This window comes from Pseudomonas sp. GD03903, from assembly GCF_029840045.1.
GTDB lineage: Bacteria > Pseudomonadota > Gammaproteobacteria > Pseudomonadales > Pseudomonadaceae > Pseudomonas > Pseudomonas pseudonitroreducens.
In genome coordinates this window covers 294864-312710 of sequence record NZ_JAOCBT010000007.1, presented here as the reverse complement: position 1 = coordinate 312710, position 17847 = coordinate 294864, and the positions used below count along the sequence as shown (strand labels likewise).

General features: G+C 65.9%; 17 protein-coding genes. 6 read left to right on the top strand and 11 right to left on the bottom strand.

What is annotated here, in order from left to right; genetic code table 11:
- Positions 1-157: 157 nt before the first annotated feature.
- Positions 158-1852, bottom strand: coding sequence for an amidase (locus N5C91_RS14190; protein WP_279830180.1), 1695 nt, complete (start codon positions 1850-1852; stop codon positions 158-160).
- 432 nt (positions 1853-2284) lie between these two features.
- The gene (locus N5C91_RS14185; RefSeq protein WP_279830179.1) at positions 2285-2674 is read right to left on the bottom strand and encodes a hypothetical protein; all 390 of its coding nucleotides are present in this window, start codon (positions 2672-2674) and stop codon (positions 2285-2287) included.
- Between the two features lie 205 nt (positions 2675-2879).
- On the opposite strand from N5C91_RS14185, the gene N5C91_RS14180 reads away from it, so the two are divergent.
- Complete coding sequence (locus N5C91_RS14180; RefSeq protein WP_236175824.1) at positions 2880-3299, top strand: transcriptional regulator; 420 nt, start codon at positions 2880-2882, stop codon at positions 3297-3299.
- Positions 3300-3317: 18 nt separating this feature from the next.
- Here the strand turns inward: N5C91_RS14180 and N5C91_RS14175 are convergent, their stop codons facing one another.
- Both N5C91_RS14175 and N5C91_RS14170 read right to left on the bottom strand, forming a co-directional pair.
- Positions 3318-3818, bottom strand: coding sequence for a GNAT family N-acetyltransferase (locus N5C91_RS14175; RefSeq protein ID WP_236175823.1), 501 nt, complete (start codon positions 3816-3818; stop codon positions 3318-3320).
- An 83-nt stretch (positions 3819-3901) separates the two neighbouring features.
- Positions 3902-4297: a RidA family protein gene (locus N5C91_RS14170; RefSeq protein ID WP_236175822.1), complete on the bottom strand. Its 396-nt coding sequence runs from the start codon at positions 4295-4297 to the stop codon at positions 3902-3904.
- Between the two features lie 149 nt (positions 4298-4446).
- Between N5C91_RS14170 and N5C91_RS14165 the strand changes: the two genes are divergently transcribed.
- The gene (locus tag N5C91_RS14165; protein ID WP_236175821.1) at positions 4447-5370 is read left to right on the top strand and encodes a LysR family transcriptional regulator; all 924 of its coding nucleotides are present in this window, start codon (positions 4447-4449) and stop codon (positions 5368-5370) included.
- 14 nt (positions 5371-5384) lie between these two features.
- Here N5C91_RS14165 and N5C91_RS14160 read toward each other — a convergent pair whose 3' ends face one another.
- Complete coding sequence (locus tag N5C91_RS14160; protein WP_279830178.1) at positions 5385-6050, bottom strand: class I SAM-dependent methyltransferase; 666 nt, start codon at positions 6048-6050, stop codon at positions 5385-5387.
- Positions 6051-6146: 96 nt separating this feature from the next.
- Between N5C91_RS14160 and N5C91_RS14155 the strand changes: the two genes are divergently transcribed.
- Positions 6147-6776, top strand: a complete 630-nt coding sequence (locus tag N5C91_RS14155; protein ID WP_279830177.1) for a TetR family transcriptional regulator — start codon at positions 6147-6149, stop codon at positions 6774-6776.
- Here N5C91_RS14155 and N5C91_RS14150 read toward each other — a convergent pair.
- Positions 6766-7473 carry a B3/4 domain-containing protein gene (locus N5C91_RS14150; protein WP_279830176.1) on the bottom strand — a complete coding sequence of 236 codons (708 nt, stop codon included), beginning with the start codon at positions 7471-7473 and terminating at the stop codon, positions 6766-6768. The genes N5C91_RS14155 and N5C91_RS14150 overlap by 11 nt on opposite strands.
- A 429-nt stretch (positions 7474-7902) precedes the next feature.
- On the opposite strand from N5C91_RS14150, the gene N5C91_RS14145 reads away from it, so the two are divergent.
- Complete coding sequence (locus N5C91_RS14145; RefSeq protein WP_279830175.1) at positions 7903-8826, top strand: MBL fold metallo-hydrolase; 924 nt, start codon at positions 7903-7905, stop codon at positions 8824-8826.
- 149 nt (positions 8827-8975) lie between these two features.
- On the opposite strand, the gene N5C91_RS14140 is transcribed toward N5C91_RS14145, so the two are convergent.
- On the bottom strand, positions 8976-9860 hold the full coding sequence (locus N5C91_RS14140) for a LysR substrate-binding domain-containing protein (RefSeq protein ID WP_279830174.1): 885 nt from the start codon (positions 9858-9860) through the stop codon (positions 8976-8978).
- Positions 9861-10238: 378 nt separating this feature from the next.
- On the opposite strand from N5C91_RS14140, the gene N5C91_RS14135 reads away from it, so the two are divergent.
- A complete protein-coding gene (locus N5C91_RS14135) occupies positions 10239-11786 on the top strand; it encodes a nucleobase:cation symporter-2 family protein (protein ID WP_279830173.1) in 1548 nt (515 codons plus the stop codon).
- 165 nt (positions 11787-11951) lie between these two features.
- Here N5C91_RS14135 and N5C91_RS14130 read toward each other — a convergent pair whose 3' ends face one another.
- Complete coding sequence (locus N5C91_RS14130) at positions 11952-12878, bottom strand: hypothetical protein (protein WP_279830172.1); 927 nt, start codon at positions 12876-12878, stop codon at positions 11952-11954.
- 192 nt (positions 12879-13070) lie between these two features.
- The gene (locus tag N5C91_RS14125; protein ID WP_236199823.1) at positions 13071-13949 is read right to left on the bottom strand and encodes a LysR family transcriptional regulator; all 879 of its coding nucleotides are present in this window, start codon (positions 13947-13949) and stop codon (positions 13071-13073) included.
- Positions 13950-14093: 144 nt separating this feature from the next.
- On the opposite strand from N5C91_RS14125, the gene N5C91_RS14120 reads away from it, so the two are divergent.
- Positions 14094-15479, top strand: a complete 1386-nt coding sequence (locus N5C91_RS14120; protein WP_236175812.1) for an NAD-dependent succinate-semialdehyde dehydrogenase — start codon at positions 14094-14096, stop codon at positions 15477-15479.
- 414 nt (positions 15480-15893) lie between these two features.
- On the opposite strand, the gene N5C91_RS14115 is transcribed toward N5C91_RS14120, so the two are convergent.
- Together N5C91_RS14115 and N5C91_RS14110 are read right to left on the bottom strand one after the other, a co-directional pair.
- Positions 15894-16421, bottom strand: a complete 528-nt coding sequence (locus N5C91_RS14115; RefSeq protein ID WP_279830171.1) for a DUF3828 domain-containing protein — start codon at positions 16419-16421, stop codon at positions 15894-15896.
- 63 nt (positions 16422-16484) lie between these two features.
- On the bottom strand, positions 16485-17801 hold the full coding sequence (locus N5C91_RS14110; RefSeq protein ID WP_279830170.1) for an FAD-dependent monooxygenase: 1317 nt from the start codon (positions 17799-17801) through the stop codon (positions 16485-16487).
- Between the last annotated feature and the right edge of the window lie 46 nt (positions 17802-17847).

Below are 17847 nucleotides of genomic sequence, written 5' to 3'. Positions count from 1 at the left end.
AGGAACTCGACCGCCACAGCCTGTAGGAGCGAGCTTGCTCGCGAACCATGGCCCATCAACACACGAGATCATCGAACACCTCGCACCCAACGCTTCTGGCAATAAAAAACCGCGCCCTGGGGCGCGGCTTTTTATCCTGCTTGAAGCAACCGACCGATCAGCCCAGTGGCGGCGTGCTCGGCGGTACCAGGCGCTTGGAGCCGGTGGCCTCGAAGGCCGCGGCGAAGGTCAGCAGCGCCGAGTCGTCATAGGCGCGACCGGCGAAGGTCAGGCCCACCGGCATGCCGATATCGGCCATCACGCCCATCGGCACGGTGACGGTCGGTACGCCCAGGTGACGGATCGCCAGGTTGCCATTGGCCACCCAGATGCCGTTGCTCCAGGCGATGTCGGCCGATTCCGGGTTCACGTCGGCGTCCGCCGGGCCCACATCGGCCACGGTGGGGAACAGCACGGCGTCCAGCTTCAGGCCATCCATCCAGTCTTCCAGGTCGAGCTTGCGGGTCTTTTCCAGGCCGCGCAGGCCGTCCGGCAGGCTGTCGATCTGGTCCCAGGTCTTCAGGCCGCGCTTGGCCATGTTGACGTACTCGTCCATGCCGGCGACCAGGTCGTCCTCGCGGTTCGGCAGGGTGCCCGGGTCATGCGGGAAGATCTGCGGCCCGTCGACGTCGGCCAGCTTGTTCAGCTTGGGGTCGCCGTTGGCGCGGAGGAAATCGTCGAAGCCCCAGCCGGACAGCTCCCACAGTTCGTCATGCAGGAACTCCTGGCTGACGAAGCCACGGTTGTACACGGTCGGCGCGCCAGGACGGTCGCCCTCGCAGTTGGAAACCAGCGGGAAATCCACTTCGACGACTTCGGCGCCGGCGGCTTCCAGGGCCTTGCGGGCCTGTTCCCAGAGGTCGATGACCGAGGCGCGGGTGTTGATGCGCTGGCCGGTCGGGCCGCCGATGCCGGGCTTCTCGCTGGTGCCGGCCAGTTCGTCCTTGTTGATGAACATGCGCGGCACGCCCAGGCGCTTGCCCTTGAGGGCTTCCGGGCCGGCGGCGAGGTCCAGGTAGGACGCCGGACGCACTTCGCTGACGGCGGGAATCGGCACCCACGGCTGCAGGCGCCACAGGTCGCCACGCTTGTCGGCGTCTTCGGCGACGACCACATCGAGCACTTCCAGCAGGTCGGCCATGGTGCGTGCGTAGGGCACGACCACGTCCATGGTCGGCGTCAGCGGCCAGTTGCCGCGCACCGAGATCACGCCACGGGACGGGGTGTAGGCGCACAGGCCGTTGTTCGAGGCCGGGCCACGACCGCTGGACCAGGTTTCTTCCGCCAGGCCGAAGGCCGAGAAGCTCGCGGCGGTCGCAGTGCCGGCGCCGTTGGACGAGCCGGAGGCGAAGGGCGCGGTGAGGAACTTGCGGTTGTACGGGCTTTCTGCGCGACCGTAAACGCCGCGCTGCATGCCACCGTTGGCCATGGGCGGCATGTTGGTCTTGCCCAGGCAGATCGCGCCGCCGGCGCGCAGGCGCTCGACGGTGAAGGCGTCGCGGTAGGCGACCAGGTCCTTGAAGGCCGGGCTGCCGGAGGCCGCGGTCAGGCCCTTGACCAGGTAGCTGTCCTTGGCGGTATAGGGGATGCCATCCAGCGGGCCGAGGGTTTCGCCACGGGCGCGACGGGCGTCGGAAGCTTCGGCCTCCTTCAGCGCCTCGGTGTTGCGCACGACCACGGCGTTGAGCATGGTCGGGCCATCATAGGCGTCGATGCGCGCGAGGTAGGCCTTGACCAGTTCGACCGCGGTGGTGCGGCCCGACTCCAGGGCTTCACGCAGCTGCGCAATGGAAACTTCGGTTACCTCGATCATGCTGTCACCGTCGGCTGAAGGTTGGTGGGAAGGGGCAGGTCTGCGTCGCGACGGACCCAGACGGCGCAAGTCGGAAAATGCGTGTTCATCTCGATTCTCTTGTACTTCTGTTACGCGACGGGAGTGAGTTTACCGTCGGCCGGCGGCCTCGTTCAGCGCCCGGCGGACAAACCGGATGCGCAGCTTGAGCAACGAAAGGCGAATACAGCCGCCAGGGCGCACACACTGGCATGCCCGATCAGAATACACAACAGTCGTAAATTAAAAAAAACGCCCACCGAGCGGGGACTCGGCGGGCGAGATGCGGGCGCTGGGGGAAGCGCCCCTGGAGAGTCAATCAGCGACAGCCCGAGGGCAGACACTGACGCAGGCTACTCGCCGCCTGCCGGCGCTGGGCGGGTCGCTGGGGGGAGCGACCGAGCCGAAGAGGGTTCAGCTGTGTTGCGCGCACTGGTAGGCGGCGTCCAGCAGCTCGCCTTTGTCCTGCCAGGCGCTGCGCTGGTAGGCGCTGAAGTGATTGCCGCCGGCGATCGGGGTCACCTGGACGATGCCGCTGGCCTGCAGTGGATCGGCGCTGCCGGTGAGCAACTGGCGAGTATTGCCGCTGTCGCTGACGAAGGTGGCGGTGCCGGGGGTGAGCCTGTTGTCGACACAGCTCAGGTAGGCGCCGCTGTCCTGGGCGGTGGTGCCGCCGAGACTGTCCCAGCTCAACCGGGTTTCGGCGGTCGATGCACAGCCGGCCAGGCTGGCCACGGCCAGCAGCAGCGGCGCGAGGGCGATGCGGACTGCCAGGCGATCGGGTGTGGGGCGCGGAGTGCTCATCGATTCTGTCCCTTGCTCGGTTCAACCAGCTGTTGGGACAGATAGTCAGGCGTGCCCGGCCCGCGCACCACTCGATTGCATCGATAGTGAGACTCGACGGTATTGATGGTTGCGCGCCGCCGCGCAGGAAGTTCGAACCCTCCCCGCTATGACCGGTCGCACATCAGGAGGCTCCCACCTTTCCCATCCCCTCGGAGGACACGCCATGAGCTACGACTGGGATCTGATAGAACGCCTGCTGCTGCACGCCCAGGAGTGTGCCGACCAACCCTACAAGGCCCGCGAATGCGGCGAGCAAGTCGCCGAGCAACACCGGCTGCAGGGCGAGCCATCGCATGCCAGCGTGGACCATCTGAAGCGCATCGCCGGCGACCTGGAGGGCGACCTGTTGAGGAACGACTACATCCGCGAGCGCCCGGTCGAGCATGGCGGCACCGGCAACAATTTCGAGTTGACCGAACGCGGTACCGAGCTGCTCACGCTGATCAGCCGCAGCTTCCCGGACCACCTGGTATTTCGCCAGTTGCTCGATGAACAGGGCGAGGCAGCGCTGCTGCCGGAACGTTTCGACCTGCTGGCCGAACGCGCCACGCGCGACCGCGTGAACGACCGGCCGGAACGCTGAGGCGCCAGGGGCCGGGGCTTACCCGGCGGCCAGTTGCATCTCCATTTCGTGCCAGGCCATGCCGCCGTGGTCGGACTCCGACGGCTTCACGTAGCGATAGCCCATGCGCTCGTAGAGCGGCACGTGGCGGTCCTTGCACATCAGGTGAATGGTGCGCTTGCCGAAGCCGCCCATACGCTCGATGAAGCTGCGCATCAGCAGCGTGGCATAGCCCTTGCCCTGCTGCGCCGGGTCGATCACCACGGACATGATCACCACGTTCGGCGCCGCCGGGTCATGGCCGATCAGCTCCTTGAACGCCTCGTCGGACATCACCACATCGAACGCGCAGCCGCTGTTGATGAAGCCGATGATCGCGCCGTCCAGCTCCATGATCAGGAAGCCTTCGGGGTACTGCGCGATGCGTGTGGCGATCTTCTCCCGGGTCGCCGCCTCGTCGCCTTCGTAGGCGGTGGTTTCGATCTCGAAGCAGCGGTCGGTGTCGGCGGGCGTGGCGGTACGGAAGGTCGGCGTGATCATGGAAAGTTCCTGGCAAAACAAAACAGGACAACATGGTAAAGAAACCCGGCTGTCCCGTCTCGCCACCCTGCCCTGCGACCGGTTCAGGCTTGCGGCAGGCGCGCGATCACCTTGATCTCGAAGTCGAAGCCGTACAGCCAGGTGACGCCGATTCCGGTCAGGGTGGGATGCGGAGCGTCGCCCCAGTATTCCGGGACGATCTGCCAGATGCGCTCGAAGGTCTGCTCGGGGTTGACCAGGAACACCGTCACGTCGATCACGTCATCGAACGTGCAGCCGGCGCCAGCGAGGATCCCATTGAGGTTGTCGAAGGCGCGGCGCACCTGGGCTTCCAGCCCTGGCTCGGGCGAGCCGTCTTCGCGACTGCCGACCTGGCCGGAAACGAACAGCAGGCCGTTGCTGCGGATTGCCGGGGAATAGCGGTTGCGTTCATAGAGGGCCTGGCGGCCGGCGGGGAAAACCACATCACGTGTACTCATCTGCTTGCTCCATCGAGAGGGTTTCAACGATGGAGGCAGGTTACGGCGCACAGCGACGCTGATAATCGGGCAACACTGGCCAGCATTGTTTGTAGAATCCAAACAATCAGTCCTTTTGCCGTCCCTCATCCTGTTCCGCCGGAGCTGCCATGGACCGTTTCGATGCGATGCAAGCTTTCGTCCGCGTGGTGCAAACCGGCAGCTTCACCAGGGCCGCCGAAACCCTGCACATGAGCCGCACCAGCGTGACCCAACTGATCCAGCAGTTGGAAGCACGGCTGCGTGTGCGTCTGCTCAACCGCACCACACGCAAGCTCAACCTCACCGCCGACGGCGCCGCCTACTACGAGCGCGTGGTGCGCCTGCTGGCGGACATGGACGATGCCGAGACCAGCCTCTCCGGCGCAGCCGCCATGCCGCGCGGGCGATTGCGCGTCGACGTGCCCAGCCCGCTGGCACGCCTGCTGCTGATCCCCGCCCTGCCGGACTTCCATCAGCGCTATCCGGACATCCAGATCGACCTGGGCGTCAGCGACCGCATGGTCGACCTGATCGACGAGAACGTCGACTGCGTGGTGCGCGGCGGCGAACTCACCGACCTGTCGCTGATGGCCCGCAGGATCGGCGACCTGCCGCTGGGTGTTTTCGCCGCGCCCGCCTACCTGCAACGCGCCGGTGTACCGGCGCACCCGAGCGAGCTGGAGAACAGCCAGCACCGCATCGTCGGCTACCTCTGGGCGCGCACCGGCAAGCCGCTTTCCTATGCGATGGACAGGGCTGGCGAAACCCTGCAGGTGCATGGCCGCCCGGTGCTCACGGTGGACGACGGCAACGCTTACCTGGCCGCCGGGATCGCCGGCATGGGGGTGCTCTGGTTGCCGCGCTACATGGCGCTGGAAGCCGTGGCGCGCGGCGAGCTTGTGGAACTATTCGAGGACTGGAGCATGCAGAGCATGCCGCTCTATCTGGCCTTCCCCGCCAATCGCCACGTCAGCGCCAAGCTGCGGGTGTTCATCGACTGGGTCGCCGGACTGATGGCACGGCATGCGCCGGTGGCCCCGCCACCGCGGTAGCCAGCGGCCAGGTTTCAACCCAGGCGCATGGACAGCTCCACATCGTCGGCAAAAGGAATCGACAGGTAGCGCCCGCCGGGCATGCGAACCTCGGCGAGGTACTCGGGGCAGTAATCGGCGTTGTCCGCGATGATCATCGCACCGGGGCGCAGGCGGCTTTCCACCAGGGCAAGGATTTCCGAATAGAGCGCCTTGGCGCCGTCGAGCAGCAACAGGTCGATGCGCTCCGGCAGGTCGCGGGCGAGGGTCTGCAGCGCATCGCCCTGGCGGATTTCCACCAGGTCGGCCACACCGCCAGCCAGCAGGTTGGCCTGCGCCCGCGCCACTTTCGAGGGCTCGAACTCGCTGCTGATCAGCCGGCCACCGCCGTTGTCGCGCAGCGCCGCTGCCAGATGCAGGGTGGAGATGCCGAACGAGGTGCCGAACTCGACGATATGCTGTGCGCCGATGCTGCGCGCCAGCATGTACAACAGCACACCGGTTTCCCGGGAGACGGGCAGCGGCTGGTCCTTGAGCTGGCCGTAGAGTTCGCGGTACTGGGTCTTGCTCTGCATCAGGCGGGTCAGCGCGGCCTGGTCGAGGTCGGCGAATGCCGGGCTGGACTGTGGCGAGGCCGCGTCGGCCTCCTCGAACAGGTGTTGCAGCAGGGGCGCCACGGGGGCGGAAGTCAGAGTCGTCATGCTGGGTTTCCCGTGTGGAATTTGAGTGCGAAAAAGCGCCCGGCTAGAATGCGATCTTTTCGTCAGGTTTTACTATTCGCATTGCCGGAGCCAGCCATGGGCGAACGCCGCAGCCCGCATATTTCCACGCGCAAGGAACCCCAACAGGCCCGTTCCAACGATCTGGTAACGGCCATTCTCGACGCCGCTGTTCAGGTTCTGGAAAGGGAAGGCGCCCAGCGCTTCACCACTGCGCGGGTTGCCGAGCGCGCCGGGGTCAGCGTCGGTTCGCTGTACCAGTACTTCCCGAACAAGGCCGCGATCCTCTTCCGCCTGCAGAGCGACGAATGGCGGCAGACCACCGAGATGTTGCGCGGCCTGCTCAGCGATGAAACCCAGGCGCCGTTGCAACGCCTGCGCAACCTGGTGCACGCCTTCATCCACTCGGAGTGCGAAGAAGCGCGCATGCGCATCGCGCTCAGCGATGCTGCCCCGCTCTACCGCGATGCGCCCGAGGCCAAGGCAGCCAAGGCCGCCAGTGAAGGTATCTTCGAGGCGTTCATCGCCGAGGCCCTGCCGCACACCGGCGATGCGCAGCGCAGGCTGGCCTGCGAACTGATCACCACGACACTGGGCTCGGTGGGCAAGCAGTTCTCGGAAAGCCCGCGCACTGCCGAAGAAATCCAGGCATTCAGCGAGTCCATGGCCGACATGTTCTGCGCCTACCTGAAGAGTTTCACGCCGTAACGGCTGGTCCCTGGCCCTCCACCAGCAGCATCCGGGCAGTGGCGCCCGGCATCATCGCCTGAAGCCCGGCGACCAGTTGCTCGCCGGCTTCGTGGAGTGCCTCCAGCGGCATCTCCGGCAAGCTTTCGAGGATGAACCACATGCGCTGCGCCTCGGCGTCCAGGCGGGTGCGCACGCCCTGCCGCCAGTTCCAGCGGCGGCAGGTAACGCCAGCGTCGTCGCGCCAGATGACTTCGCCGGCATCGGGGGATTCCTCGGCCGGCGCGCCGTCCTTGAAGGTGTCGAAGGTCTCGCTGCCATTGGCGATCAGCAGCCGCGGCGTACCGACGTAGGCGGCGAGGTTTTCCCCGCCGACAGGAATCGCGAACTGCACACTGATGGCGTTGTACAGGTCCACCACTGGATCGATGTTCGGCAGGCTGCCGTCACGCAGCGCGCGCTTGCGCAGCGCTTCCGCCGAACAGGGTGTGCGCTGTGGTTTGGCGCCGAAGCGGCGGAACACCTCGGCCCAGGCCGCCAGATGCGCTTCAGCCCAGGCCGGCTCCCCCGCCGCCAGTGCCGCGCAGGCGCACTGCAGAGCCTGCTCCGCCACCTCGGGATGAACTATCGGCGCGGCGTCCAGCGTGATGCTCAGGGCACGAAAACCGGGAGCGATGGCGACGATGGCGGGATCGATGTGGGGTGTGACAGCTTGCATGGCGCAATCCTTGTACGGCGAAACAGGGTGATTCGGACTCTCGGGGCGCGCGCCTCAGCGGCGGACGATGTTGCGCTTGTTGTAGTCGCCCCAGGCGACGGAAAAGGTGTTCAGCAGGCAAAGCAAGGCGGTCCATCTGGACTTCATTGGAATAACTCCGGAAACAGTGGGGATGGGGCACGAACAGCGCGCCCGACCCGTACAGTTCTACCGGCATGGCGTCAGCGCTGCCATGAAATCCCCGAATGAACAATTAGCCCTGCTTATGCAGGAGCATGAAAATCAGCTTCGCTAATCCCGCCAGGCTTTAGCTGAACTGAACTGTCGGGCCACAGAAATCGTGCATTGAAGTACACCCTCGCCAGCGCTGAGATGGGCAGGCGGCCGACCCGCCGCTACCGACAACAACGAGAAAGAGGTTCGCGCCCCATGCGCACGCTGATCAAAGTCCTGGCCCTGGCTTCCACTACCCTGCTCGGCGCTCCGTTCGCCGCGACCGCCGCCGAGCCAACCAAGGCCGCTGCCCTCAAGGTGGAGAATCCGGCCTTCGTGGTGCACAAGCTGACGGATTTCCTCTACGCCATCGGCGAGCCGAACTACTACCAGAAGAACTATTCGTACCTGCTGGTGGGCTCGAACCAGGCGCTGATGTTCGACTCCGGCGCCAACCAGAAGGACGATATCACCCAGGTCGCCCGGCAGATCACCGACAAGCCGCTCTCCGTGCTGCCCTCGCATCTGCACTTCGACCACCTGGGCGGGCTGCACAATTTCCAGAGCATCTACCTGGTGGATACGCCGTTCACCGCGAAATTCCGCCGCGCCGACGGTCTCTACCACGTACCCGAGCCGGTCTACCTGGGCAATATCGATCACATGACGCTGCCGCCCTTCAAGGTGTCGCGCCTGCTCAAGCCCGATGAAGTGATCGACCTGGGCGGCCTCAAGCTGCGCCTGCTGAGCATGCCCGGCCACACGCCGGACGAAGTCGCGCTGTTCGATGAGGCGCACAACATCCTGCTCTCCGGCGACCACCTGTATCCGTCCTGGCTGCTGGCGGGGAACCTGAAGGATTACGTCGCCTCGCTGGACGCCACCCTGAAGGTGATCAACCCGCAGACCACCCTCTACGGCGCCCACGCCGACGAGGACCCGAGCAAGGTACCGGCGATGACCTACGCCGACGTCGTCGCGGTGCGCGACAAGATGCTGCAGATCCAGGCCGGCCACGCCAAGGGCGAAGCCTTCAGCGACCCGGAGCTGATCAGGAGCTCGGAGCTGTACAAGGTGGAGAAGGACATCAGCATCCTCACCGATATCCAGTTCACCGATGGGCGCGGTTACGGTTACTGAGCCCTGCGCCCAGTGCTCTGCGTAGGACCGAGGGGGACGCCCAGTCCTTGCTTGCGAACAGCGCGAACTTCGGCGCTGCCAGGAACCGCGTTCGCGAGCAAGCTCGCTCCTACAGGCTCACCAGACTCACAGCGCTGCCGGGTTGAGCACTACTCAGCCACCGACAGCAACCACTCAATGAACGCCCGGACCTCCGGGCGTTCGCGTTTCGCCTCGGGGCAGACGACGTAGTAGTTGTGCACCGCCGCCACCGCAATCGGCAACGGGCGCACCAGGCGACCCTCGTCGAGGTCGCGCTGCGACACCGTCTCGTCGCTGAGCGCCACGCCGAAGCCATCGCGCGCCGCCTGCAGGACCATGCCGAAATCCTCGAAATGTATGTCCTCGGCGCCACCTCGGCTGTAGCCAGCCTCGGCCAGCCACTGCTGCCACTGGCTGCCGTCGTCCTCGTGGAGCAGACGGTGCCGCTGCAGGTCGGCGGCCGTACGGATCGCCAGCGGCCCGCGCAGGAACTGCGGGCTGCACACCGGCGTCATGCGGATGCCATGCAGCAGACGCCACCAGACACCGGGCCACGGCGGTGTGCCGTAGATCACCGCGACGTCGGCACGACGCCAGTCCACCTGCGGCACGCCCGGCGCGGTGATCACGCTTACCCGCAGCGAACGCGATTCCTCCATGAAGCGCAGCAAGGGCCGGGTCAGCCACTCCACACCTTCGGCCGGCGGGATCGACAGGCAGATATCCGTGCGTTCCTCCTCCAGCCGGGCTCCCGCCTGCAACGCCTGAACGGCCTCGCTGATCTCGCCCATGGCACTGGCCACGCGCTTCTGCAACTGCCGCCCACTGGCAGTCAGCACCAGCTGCCGGCCGCGCTTCTCGAACAGCTCCACGCCGAGGCTGGCCTGCAGTGCCTTCACCTGTTGGCTGACCGCACCGATGGTGACGTGCAGTTCGACGGCAGCCGCGGCCAGGCCACCCAGGCGAGCCACGCTTTCGAACACCCTGAAACTGTGCAGCGGCGGAAGGGCCATCTTTTCTGCAATCCGGCGGAAACCTGGGCGCACGGTTATAGCAGGAGCTGCCTTCGGCGGGGAGAGCAGCGGGCAACCCACACCGCTGGCGCGCAATTTGCGAAGCCCTGGCTCCAGGTGCTGGCAAAGAACCTTTCGGCGCTTTGCATGCAGCCTACTGGTGCTTTTGGATTCAAAGATGCACACATTTTGTGCAATACGCTGCGAGTCAGGATTTCATGCATAACGCCGATTGCAGAGCCATTTAAGCGAAAAAAACACTTAACCGCCCGGTCAGATTCCGGACCATCGGCCACGAAAATGTATACAAACCAGTGGATATTTCCTACGAACTTTGTCTACAGTGGCCGCACAACAAAAACAAGCGAGTCCTCAGCCATGAATGATCGTTCAGCTGTAGCGTCCGCCGGAGCACGCCCGGAAGACGAGAACCTCGGAATCGGCGCCAACCTGGCGTACGGCCTGCAACACGTTCTGACCATGTACGGCGGTATCGTCGCCGTGCCCCTGATCCTCGGCCAGGCGGCCGGGCTCTCCCCCAGCGAGATCGGCCTGCTGATCGCCGCCTCGCTGTTCGCCGGTGGCCTCGCCACCCTGCTGCAGACCCTCGGCATCCCCTTCTTCGGCTCGCAGATGCCGCTGGTGCAAGGCGTATCCTTCGCCGGCGTCGCCACCATGATCGCCATCCTCGGTGGTGGCTATGAGGGCGGCGGCATGCCCGCCGTGCTCGGTGCGGTGATGGCAGCCTCGCTCATCGGCTTCCTGATCACCCCGGTGTTCTCGCGTATCACCAAGTTCTTCCCGCCGATGGTCACCGGCATCGTCATCACCACCATCGGCCTCACGCTGATGCCGGTGGCGGCGCGCTGGGCCATGGGCGGCAACCCCAAGGCACCGGACTTCGGCAGCATGGCCAACATCGGCCTGGCCGCGCTCACCCTGGTGATCGTCCTGCTGCTGAGCAAGCTGGGCAGCGCCTCCATCTCGCGCCTGTCGATCCTGCTGGCGATGGTGATCGGCACCCTGATCGCCGCCGCCCTGGGCATGACCGACTTCTCCCGCGTGGCCGAAGGCCCGATGGTGGCCTTCCCGTCGATCTTCCACTTCGGCATGCCGACCTTCCACATCGCGGCGATCCTCTCGATGCTGATCGTGATCATGGTGACCCTGGTGGAAACCTCGGCGGACATCCTCGCCGTCGGTGAGATCATCGGCACCAAGGTCGACTCCAAACGCCTGGGCAACGGCCTGCGCGCCGACATGGCGTCGAGCATCGTGGCACCGATCTTCGGCTCCTTCACCCAGAGCGCGTTCGCCCAGAACGTCGGCCTGGTGGCCGTGACCGGCGTCAAGAGCCGCTACGTGGTGGCCACCGGCGGCCTGATCCTGGTGACCCTCGGCCTGCTGCCGGTGATGGGCCGGGTGATCGCCGCGGTGCCCTCCTCCGTGCTCGGCGGCGCCGGTGTGGTGCTGTTCGGCACCGTGGCGGCGAGCGGTATCCGCACCCTGTCCAAGGTCGACTACCGCAACAACATGAACCTGATCATCGTCGCCACCTCGATCGGCTTCGGCATGATCCCGATTGCCGCGCCGAGCTTCTACGAGCACTTCCCCAGCTGGTTCGCCACCATCTTCCACTCGGGCATCAGCTCGGCGGCGATCATGGCCATCGTCCTCAACCTGCTGTTCAACCACTTCAAGACCGGCAACTCCGACCAGCAGTCGGTATTCGTCGCCGCCGAGGAGCGCACCCTGCGCTACCGCGACATCGCCGCGCTGAATGAGGGTGACTACTTCCAGAATGGCAAGCTGTATGACGCCGAGGGCAATGAGGTACCGGTGATCGTCGACGATCACGACCACGACGAGCACCACGCGCCAGCAACCCGAACGGTGAAACGCGAAACGGTGAACAGCAGCGCCTGACCCGGCTCCACCCATGAAAAAGGCCCCTTTGCGGGGCCTTTTTCATTGCCGTATCTCCGGCCTGGGGTAGGAGCGAGCTTGCTCGCGAACGGCTCTGCCGGCGGCACCGGTGTGAAGCGGTTCGCGAGCAAGCTCGCTCCTACAAAAGCCAAAGACACTCGTGGCTCAGTGCAGCGCTACCGCCGAATCCTCTTCCGCCGACGCCACCACCATCGCCACCGGCCCGGCCTGTGCCGGTTCTGCCTCGGCGTCGGCGGCCTGCACTACGTTAACCTCCAGCATCAGCGACGCGGACGGTCCGCCTCCCGGCGGCGGGTTGACCACCACCACGGCCAGGCTGCCGGCGCTGGCCACATCCTCGGGCAACAGCTGGAACGCCAGCCGCGAACTGTCGGCCAGCGACGTCTCGCGCTGCAGGCCGTTCACCTGCACCCGAGCACCACGGCTGAAACCGCTGCCGCGCAAGGTGACGTAAAGCGACTGGTCATCAAGGACCGGCGGTTGCGCCTCACTGATGACCGCCACGGGATTCTCCAGCTGGTCCTTGCGCCGGGCGTCACCTCTGGCCTGCCGGGTGCGGAACAGCCGGTCGAGCACTTCGGCGAACTTGTCGGTGCCCTGCTTGGACGCCATCCCCACCAGGGTGGCCATGGCCATCAGCCCGTAGAGATTGACGCTGGCCGCGTCGCTGGCGGCATTCACCATGAGCAGCAGCGCGCGCACGATCAGGTAGAGCATCAGGGCCAGCGCCATGCCGATGCAGGGCTTGAGCAGATACCACCAGATCCAGCTGGCCATGAAACGGTCATTGCCGACGAAATCACCGAAGGACTTCGCCACATGCACGAAACTGCCCAGCGCGCCGGCGACCATGACCATCACCAGCAACCGCGCATCCGCGCCCGGACACCAGCCGAGCAGGCATTGCACGCCAGGGTCGCCGACGGCGCCGGCAGGGGGAAACTTCGGATAGGACTGCGGCCAGAGGCTGACCAGGGAAACTGCCAGCAGCAGGGCCAGGAGCATCAGCCCCGCGCCCATCAGGCTGATCTGCAAAGCATTGGCGCGTCGTCTCTTGCTGCGTGTCTCCATCATGCGCTCCGGGCAGAAGGCCAGCGGGGAAAACGCCCTGCCGCGAAGGGCGTATTCCGCCTTCGCACGACGGACAGAGAGACTCACGTTAGCGCAGCGCAAAGCCTCCGCAAGAGGCCCTGATGAATTTTTAACCGCTGTCTCGAAGGCGTTACGTAACGCTGGCGCAACAGCCTGCGCAAAGCCCCGCGCTCAGGCCACTTCGGCCTCGGCCAGGGGCGCGTCCAGTAGTCCGATAAATGCCCGCAGCGCCGGCGTATCGGTGCCGCGCCGCCAGAACAGCCAGGTCGTCGCGTCGGCATGCTGCGGCGCCAGCCGGTGGATGGCCACGTTACGACCGCCGGCCAGGCTGTCGAACATCGCCCGCGGGATGATCGCCACGCCACCGCCCGCCGCGATGCAGGCAAGCATGCCGTGGTAGGACTCCATCTCCATGATCTTGCCCGGCACCACGCGGTGCTCGGCGAACCAGCCCTCCAGGCGCTTGCGGTAGGAGCAGGTATCGCGGAAGGCGAACACCGTCTCCCCCGCCACGTCCCGCGCATCGTGCACCGGCGCATGGTGCCGGGCGCTCATCAGCACCAGCTCCTCGTGGTACACCGGCTTGCCGTCCAGTTGCGGGTGATTGGCCGGGCCGTCGGCGAAGGCGGCGATGAAGCGCCCGGAGAGCACCCCGTCGATCATCTCGCCCGAGGGGCCGGTGGAGAGATCCAGCTGCACCTTCGGGCACTGCTGGTGATAGCGCGCCAGCATTTCCGGAATGCGCACCGCTGCCGTGCTCTCCATCGAGCCCAGGGAAAAACCGCCATGGGGCTCGGCGCCCACTGCCACCTGCCTGGCCTCTTCCACCAGATCGAGGATGCGTTCGGCGTACTCGAGGAAGCTGCGCCCCGTCGGCGACAGGCGCAGGCGCAGCTTCTCGCGGATGAACAATTCGGTGCCCAGCTCGGCCTCCAGTTGCTTGATCCGCGTCGTCAGGTTCGACGGCACGCGATGCAGACGGGCGGCGGCGGCGGTGATGCTGCCTTCGTTGGCGACGGCGCGGACGATTTCCAGCTGGGTGAGATCCATGATTCTCTCCGAGAGAAAGAGTCTTTCTTGATTATTCATTTTACATGAATGGTTGCGCATCTTAATTTCTGTGCCATCCCGGAGCTACTCGCCCGGACGAACGACCGGCCTTGCGGCCCCTCAACAGAACAAGCAGGACTCACCATGAACCAGATCGCCGCCATCCCCGCTGCCATCTCCCGCAGCCCCGCCACCGGCCAGGAACTGGCCCGCTACACCTTCGAAGACGCCGCGCAGCTGGAAACCTCGCTGGCCCGCACCGATGCCGCGTTCCGCCAATGGCGCGACACCAGCATCGCCGAACGTGTCGCCGTGCTGCGCAAGATGGCCGAAGTGCTGCGCGCCAACGTCGAGCCGATGGCCCGCATGGAAGCCCAGGAAATGGGCATGCCGGTCACCCAGGCGCGTGGCGAGATCAACAAGTGCGCCAACCTCTGCGAGTGGTACGCCGACAACGGCCCGGCCATGCTTGAAGACGAGAAGACCAGCATCGAGGGCGCGTACATCTCCTACCTGCCGCTGGGCCCGGTGCTGGCCGTGATGCCGTGGAACTTCCCCACCTGGCAGGTCATGCGCGGCGCGGTGAGCATCATCCTCGGCGGCAACACCTACGTGCTCAAGCACGCGCCCAACGTCATGGGCTGCGCCTATCAGCTGCGCGACGCCTGGCTGCAGGCTGGCCTGCCGGAAGGCGTGTTCGAGGTACTGAACGTCGAGCCGCCGCTGGTTTCCAAGGCCATCGCCGATGACCGCATCGCCTCCATCGCCGTGACCGGCAGTGTCGGCGCAGGCGCCGCCATCGCCTCCCAGGCCGGTGCCGCGCTGAAGAAGTGCGTGCTGGAGCTGGGCGGTTCCGACGCCTTCATCGTGCTCGCCGACGCCGACCTCGACGCCGCCGTGAAAGCCGCTGTCGCCAGCCGCTTCGGCAACTGCGGCCAGGTGTGCATCGCCGCCAAGCGCATGATCCTCGAAGAGTCCATCGCCCCGGCCTTCACCGAGAAGCTGCTGGCTGCGGTCAAGGCGCTGAAGATCGGCGACCCGCTGGCGGATGACACCTTCGTCGGTCCGATGGCCCGCTTCGACCTGCGCGACGAGCTGGACGGACAGGTGCAACAGGCCATCGCCGACGGCGCCACCCTGCTGCTGGGCGGCCACAAGCTCGACGGCGAAGGCAACTACTACGCGCCGACCGTGCTGGCCAACGTGCAGCCGGGCAACACCGCGTTCAAGAAGGAAATCTTCGGACCGGTCGCTTCGCTGATCGTCGCCCGCGACGCCGAGCACGCCCTGGAACTGGCCAACGACAGCGAGTTCGGCCTCTCCGGCGCGATCTGGACTGCCGACAAGGCCAAGGCCCAGCACATGGCCCGTCGCCTGGTCAGCGGTGGCGTGTTCATCAACGGCTTCTCCGCTTCCGATCCCCGCGTACCGATCGGCGGCGTGAAGAAGAGCGGCTTCGGCCGCGAGCTGTCGCACTTCGGCCTGCGCGAATTCACCAACCCGCAGACCGTGTGGATCGACCGCAAGTAAGCCACGCCAGTCAAAAAGCCCCCTCTACCGCCTGGCGGTAGAGGGGGCTTTGTGTTTGCAGGTGGACGGTTGATGTGCCGTGCGGTTCGCGAGCAAGCTCGCTCCTACAAAAAGCACGGAGCTCCCTGTAGGAGCGAGCTTGCTCGCGAACCCACCGGGATGTCAGCGCGATATCAGGGCTTGGCCGCGCCGCTCTTCTGAACGTAGGGCGCATGACCTGGAACAGGTTATGCGCCCTACAGGCTTCGGCCTGCGCGAGTTCACCACCCCGCAGACCGTGGGGATCGACCGCAAGTAAGCCAGTGCTCGCGTAGGAGCGGACTCCGTCCGCGATGGTGTCCGGCGCGATGCAGACCTATCGCGGACGAAGTCCGCTCCTACGCTCCTGCCAACAACGATCCGAGCCCTGCGATATCAGGGCTGGGCCGCATCCTTCTTCAAGCGCAGGAGTTCCTGTGTGCTATGCCGCAGGTTCTCCGCCAGGCTGCCCTGCTCATTGAAGCAGTCTTCGACCAGCCAGCCCCCGGCCGTGCGATGCAACAGCAGGCCAAGATCGCGGTCCTCTCCGGTCAGTGCGTCCTTGAGCACCACCCGGGCCTTCAGGCGTTCGTCGTCCACCGCGGCAAAATCCAGCGACTTCACCTTGATATCGCCCCAGTCCTGGCAATCGCACAGCGGGTCCCCACCGAGGTAGCCCAGCTCGCCTCCGGCGGCGTCCTGGTCGGCTTTCATCAGGGCGATCAGCGAGGCATCGTAGACGTCCTCTTCCTTCAGCGTCTTGTTCGGCACGCCCGGGCCGTCCGGCGAATAGCTGGCGTACAGCTGGCGCAGGAAGCGTTCCGCGCTGGCGGCATCGGTCGCCGACGTCGAAGCCGCGAGCGAAGTATCGAAGAGCGTCAGCAGGATCAGCGACAGGGCAAAGGCGGATCGCAGGAAGGCCATGGGATTCTCCATCGGGCAGCCGTGCATCATCGCCCAGCGCAGCCTCGAAAATCCGTGAAGTGGTTAAAGCTGCGGCCGATAGCCCTGAGACAGCAGCCAGCCCTGGAAGGCCCGGCGACGCTCCGGCGGCAAGTCCGCCAGCACCTGGCCCTCGGGCTCCGTGCGTAGCCGCCGCAGCCAGGGCGCCAGCTCCAGGCCATCCAGATGCCAGATGCCCAGCGGCTGGTCGGCGCTGACCACCACCTCCGCCTCGTCGACGAACTCGCCCTTCAGCACGGGCGCTCGTTCGATGCGCAGGCTGGCGAAGTCCGTCGGCACATGGCTCGGCTGCTCGTCCGGCCAGGCGCGGCGGGCTTGCCAGAACGGCTGGTCGGTCCATTGATTTTCGCTGGCATAGAAGTCGCGGCCGACACGGGCAAAGCGCAGGAACAGTTGCTCGACCCGTTGCTGGTGGAAGCGCTTGGCCAATTCAGCCCGCTCCGGCGCACGCAGCAGCGTGTTGATCACCAGTGGCGCCTGCAACGCCGATGACAGCGACTGGAAGATGCCATTGCCGGACAGCGGGTCCACCGCCATCGCCGCATCGCCCACGCGAATCCAGGTGTCGCCACAGGCTTCCAGGCAGAGGATCGCCGTACTGCTGCGGGCGTGCAGGTCCAGTTCGCGCTCCTCGGCATCCCCGAAGAATTGCCGGACCAGCTGCGACGTGGCGCGGCGCTCGCGGCAGTAGGCGAGCAACTGCTCGCGCGGCGGCAACTGGCTGCTGGCGACGTCCAGGGTCAGTTGCCAGTAGCAGCGCCCATCCTCCAGCCGCGCCATCCACGCCCAGCCATCGGCCAGGCTTTCCACCGCCGTCGCCAGCGGGCCGGGCTCGCCCTGCCAGCGGTTGAGCAGGCTGAGGGTTTCCGGGCCGCGCCGGGCCTTCTGGCCCTTTTGATTCAAGGGTGCCTGGCGGCCACGGGCTTCGACCAGAAAAGTACCCTGCACTTCCCGGCCGTTATCGAGTTTCACGCGCCAGCCGGGGCCTTCTTCCGCCACGGCCAGCACCTGGGCCTCGATCAGTTCAACGCCCGCCTGCTTCAGGTCCTCGCGCAGCCCGGCATCGAAGCGCGGGCGGTCGAGGATGCATTCGATGTTCTGCGCGCTTTCCACGCCGTTCCAGTGCACGCGACGCTGTGACGGTGGCGCGGCGCATTCCAGTGCGTGCTTCAAGCCGGAATTGCGCAGGCCTTCGAGCACGCGCTGGGAAATACCTTCGACGGCGGCGAAGCGGCGCCATTCGCTGATCACGGCGACGGCATGGCCGAGACGGCGCAGGCCAAGCGCGACGGTGGCTCCGGCGGGGCCGGCGCCGAGAATCAGGATCGGGCATTCACTCATGCTACGGAGGCCCTCACCCTGGCCCTCTCCCTCTCCCTCCGGGAGA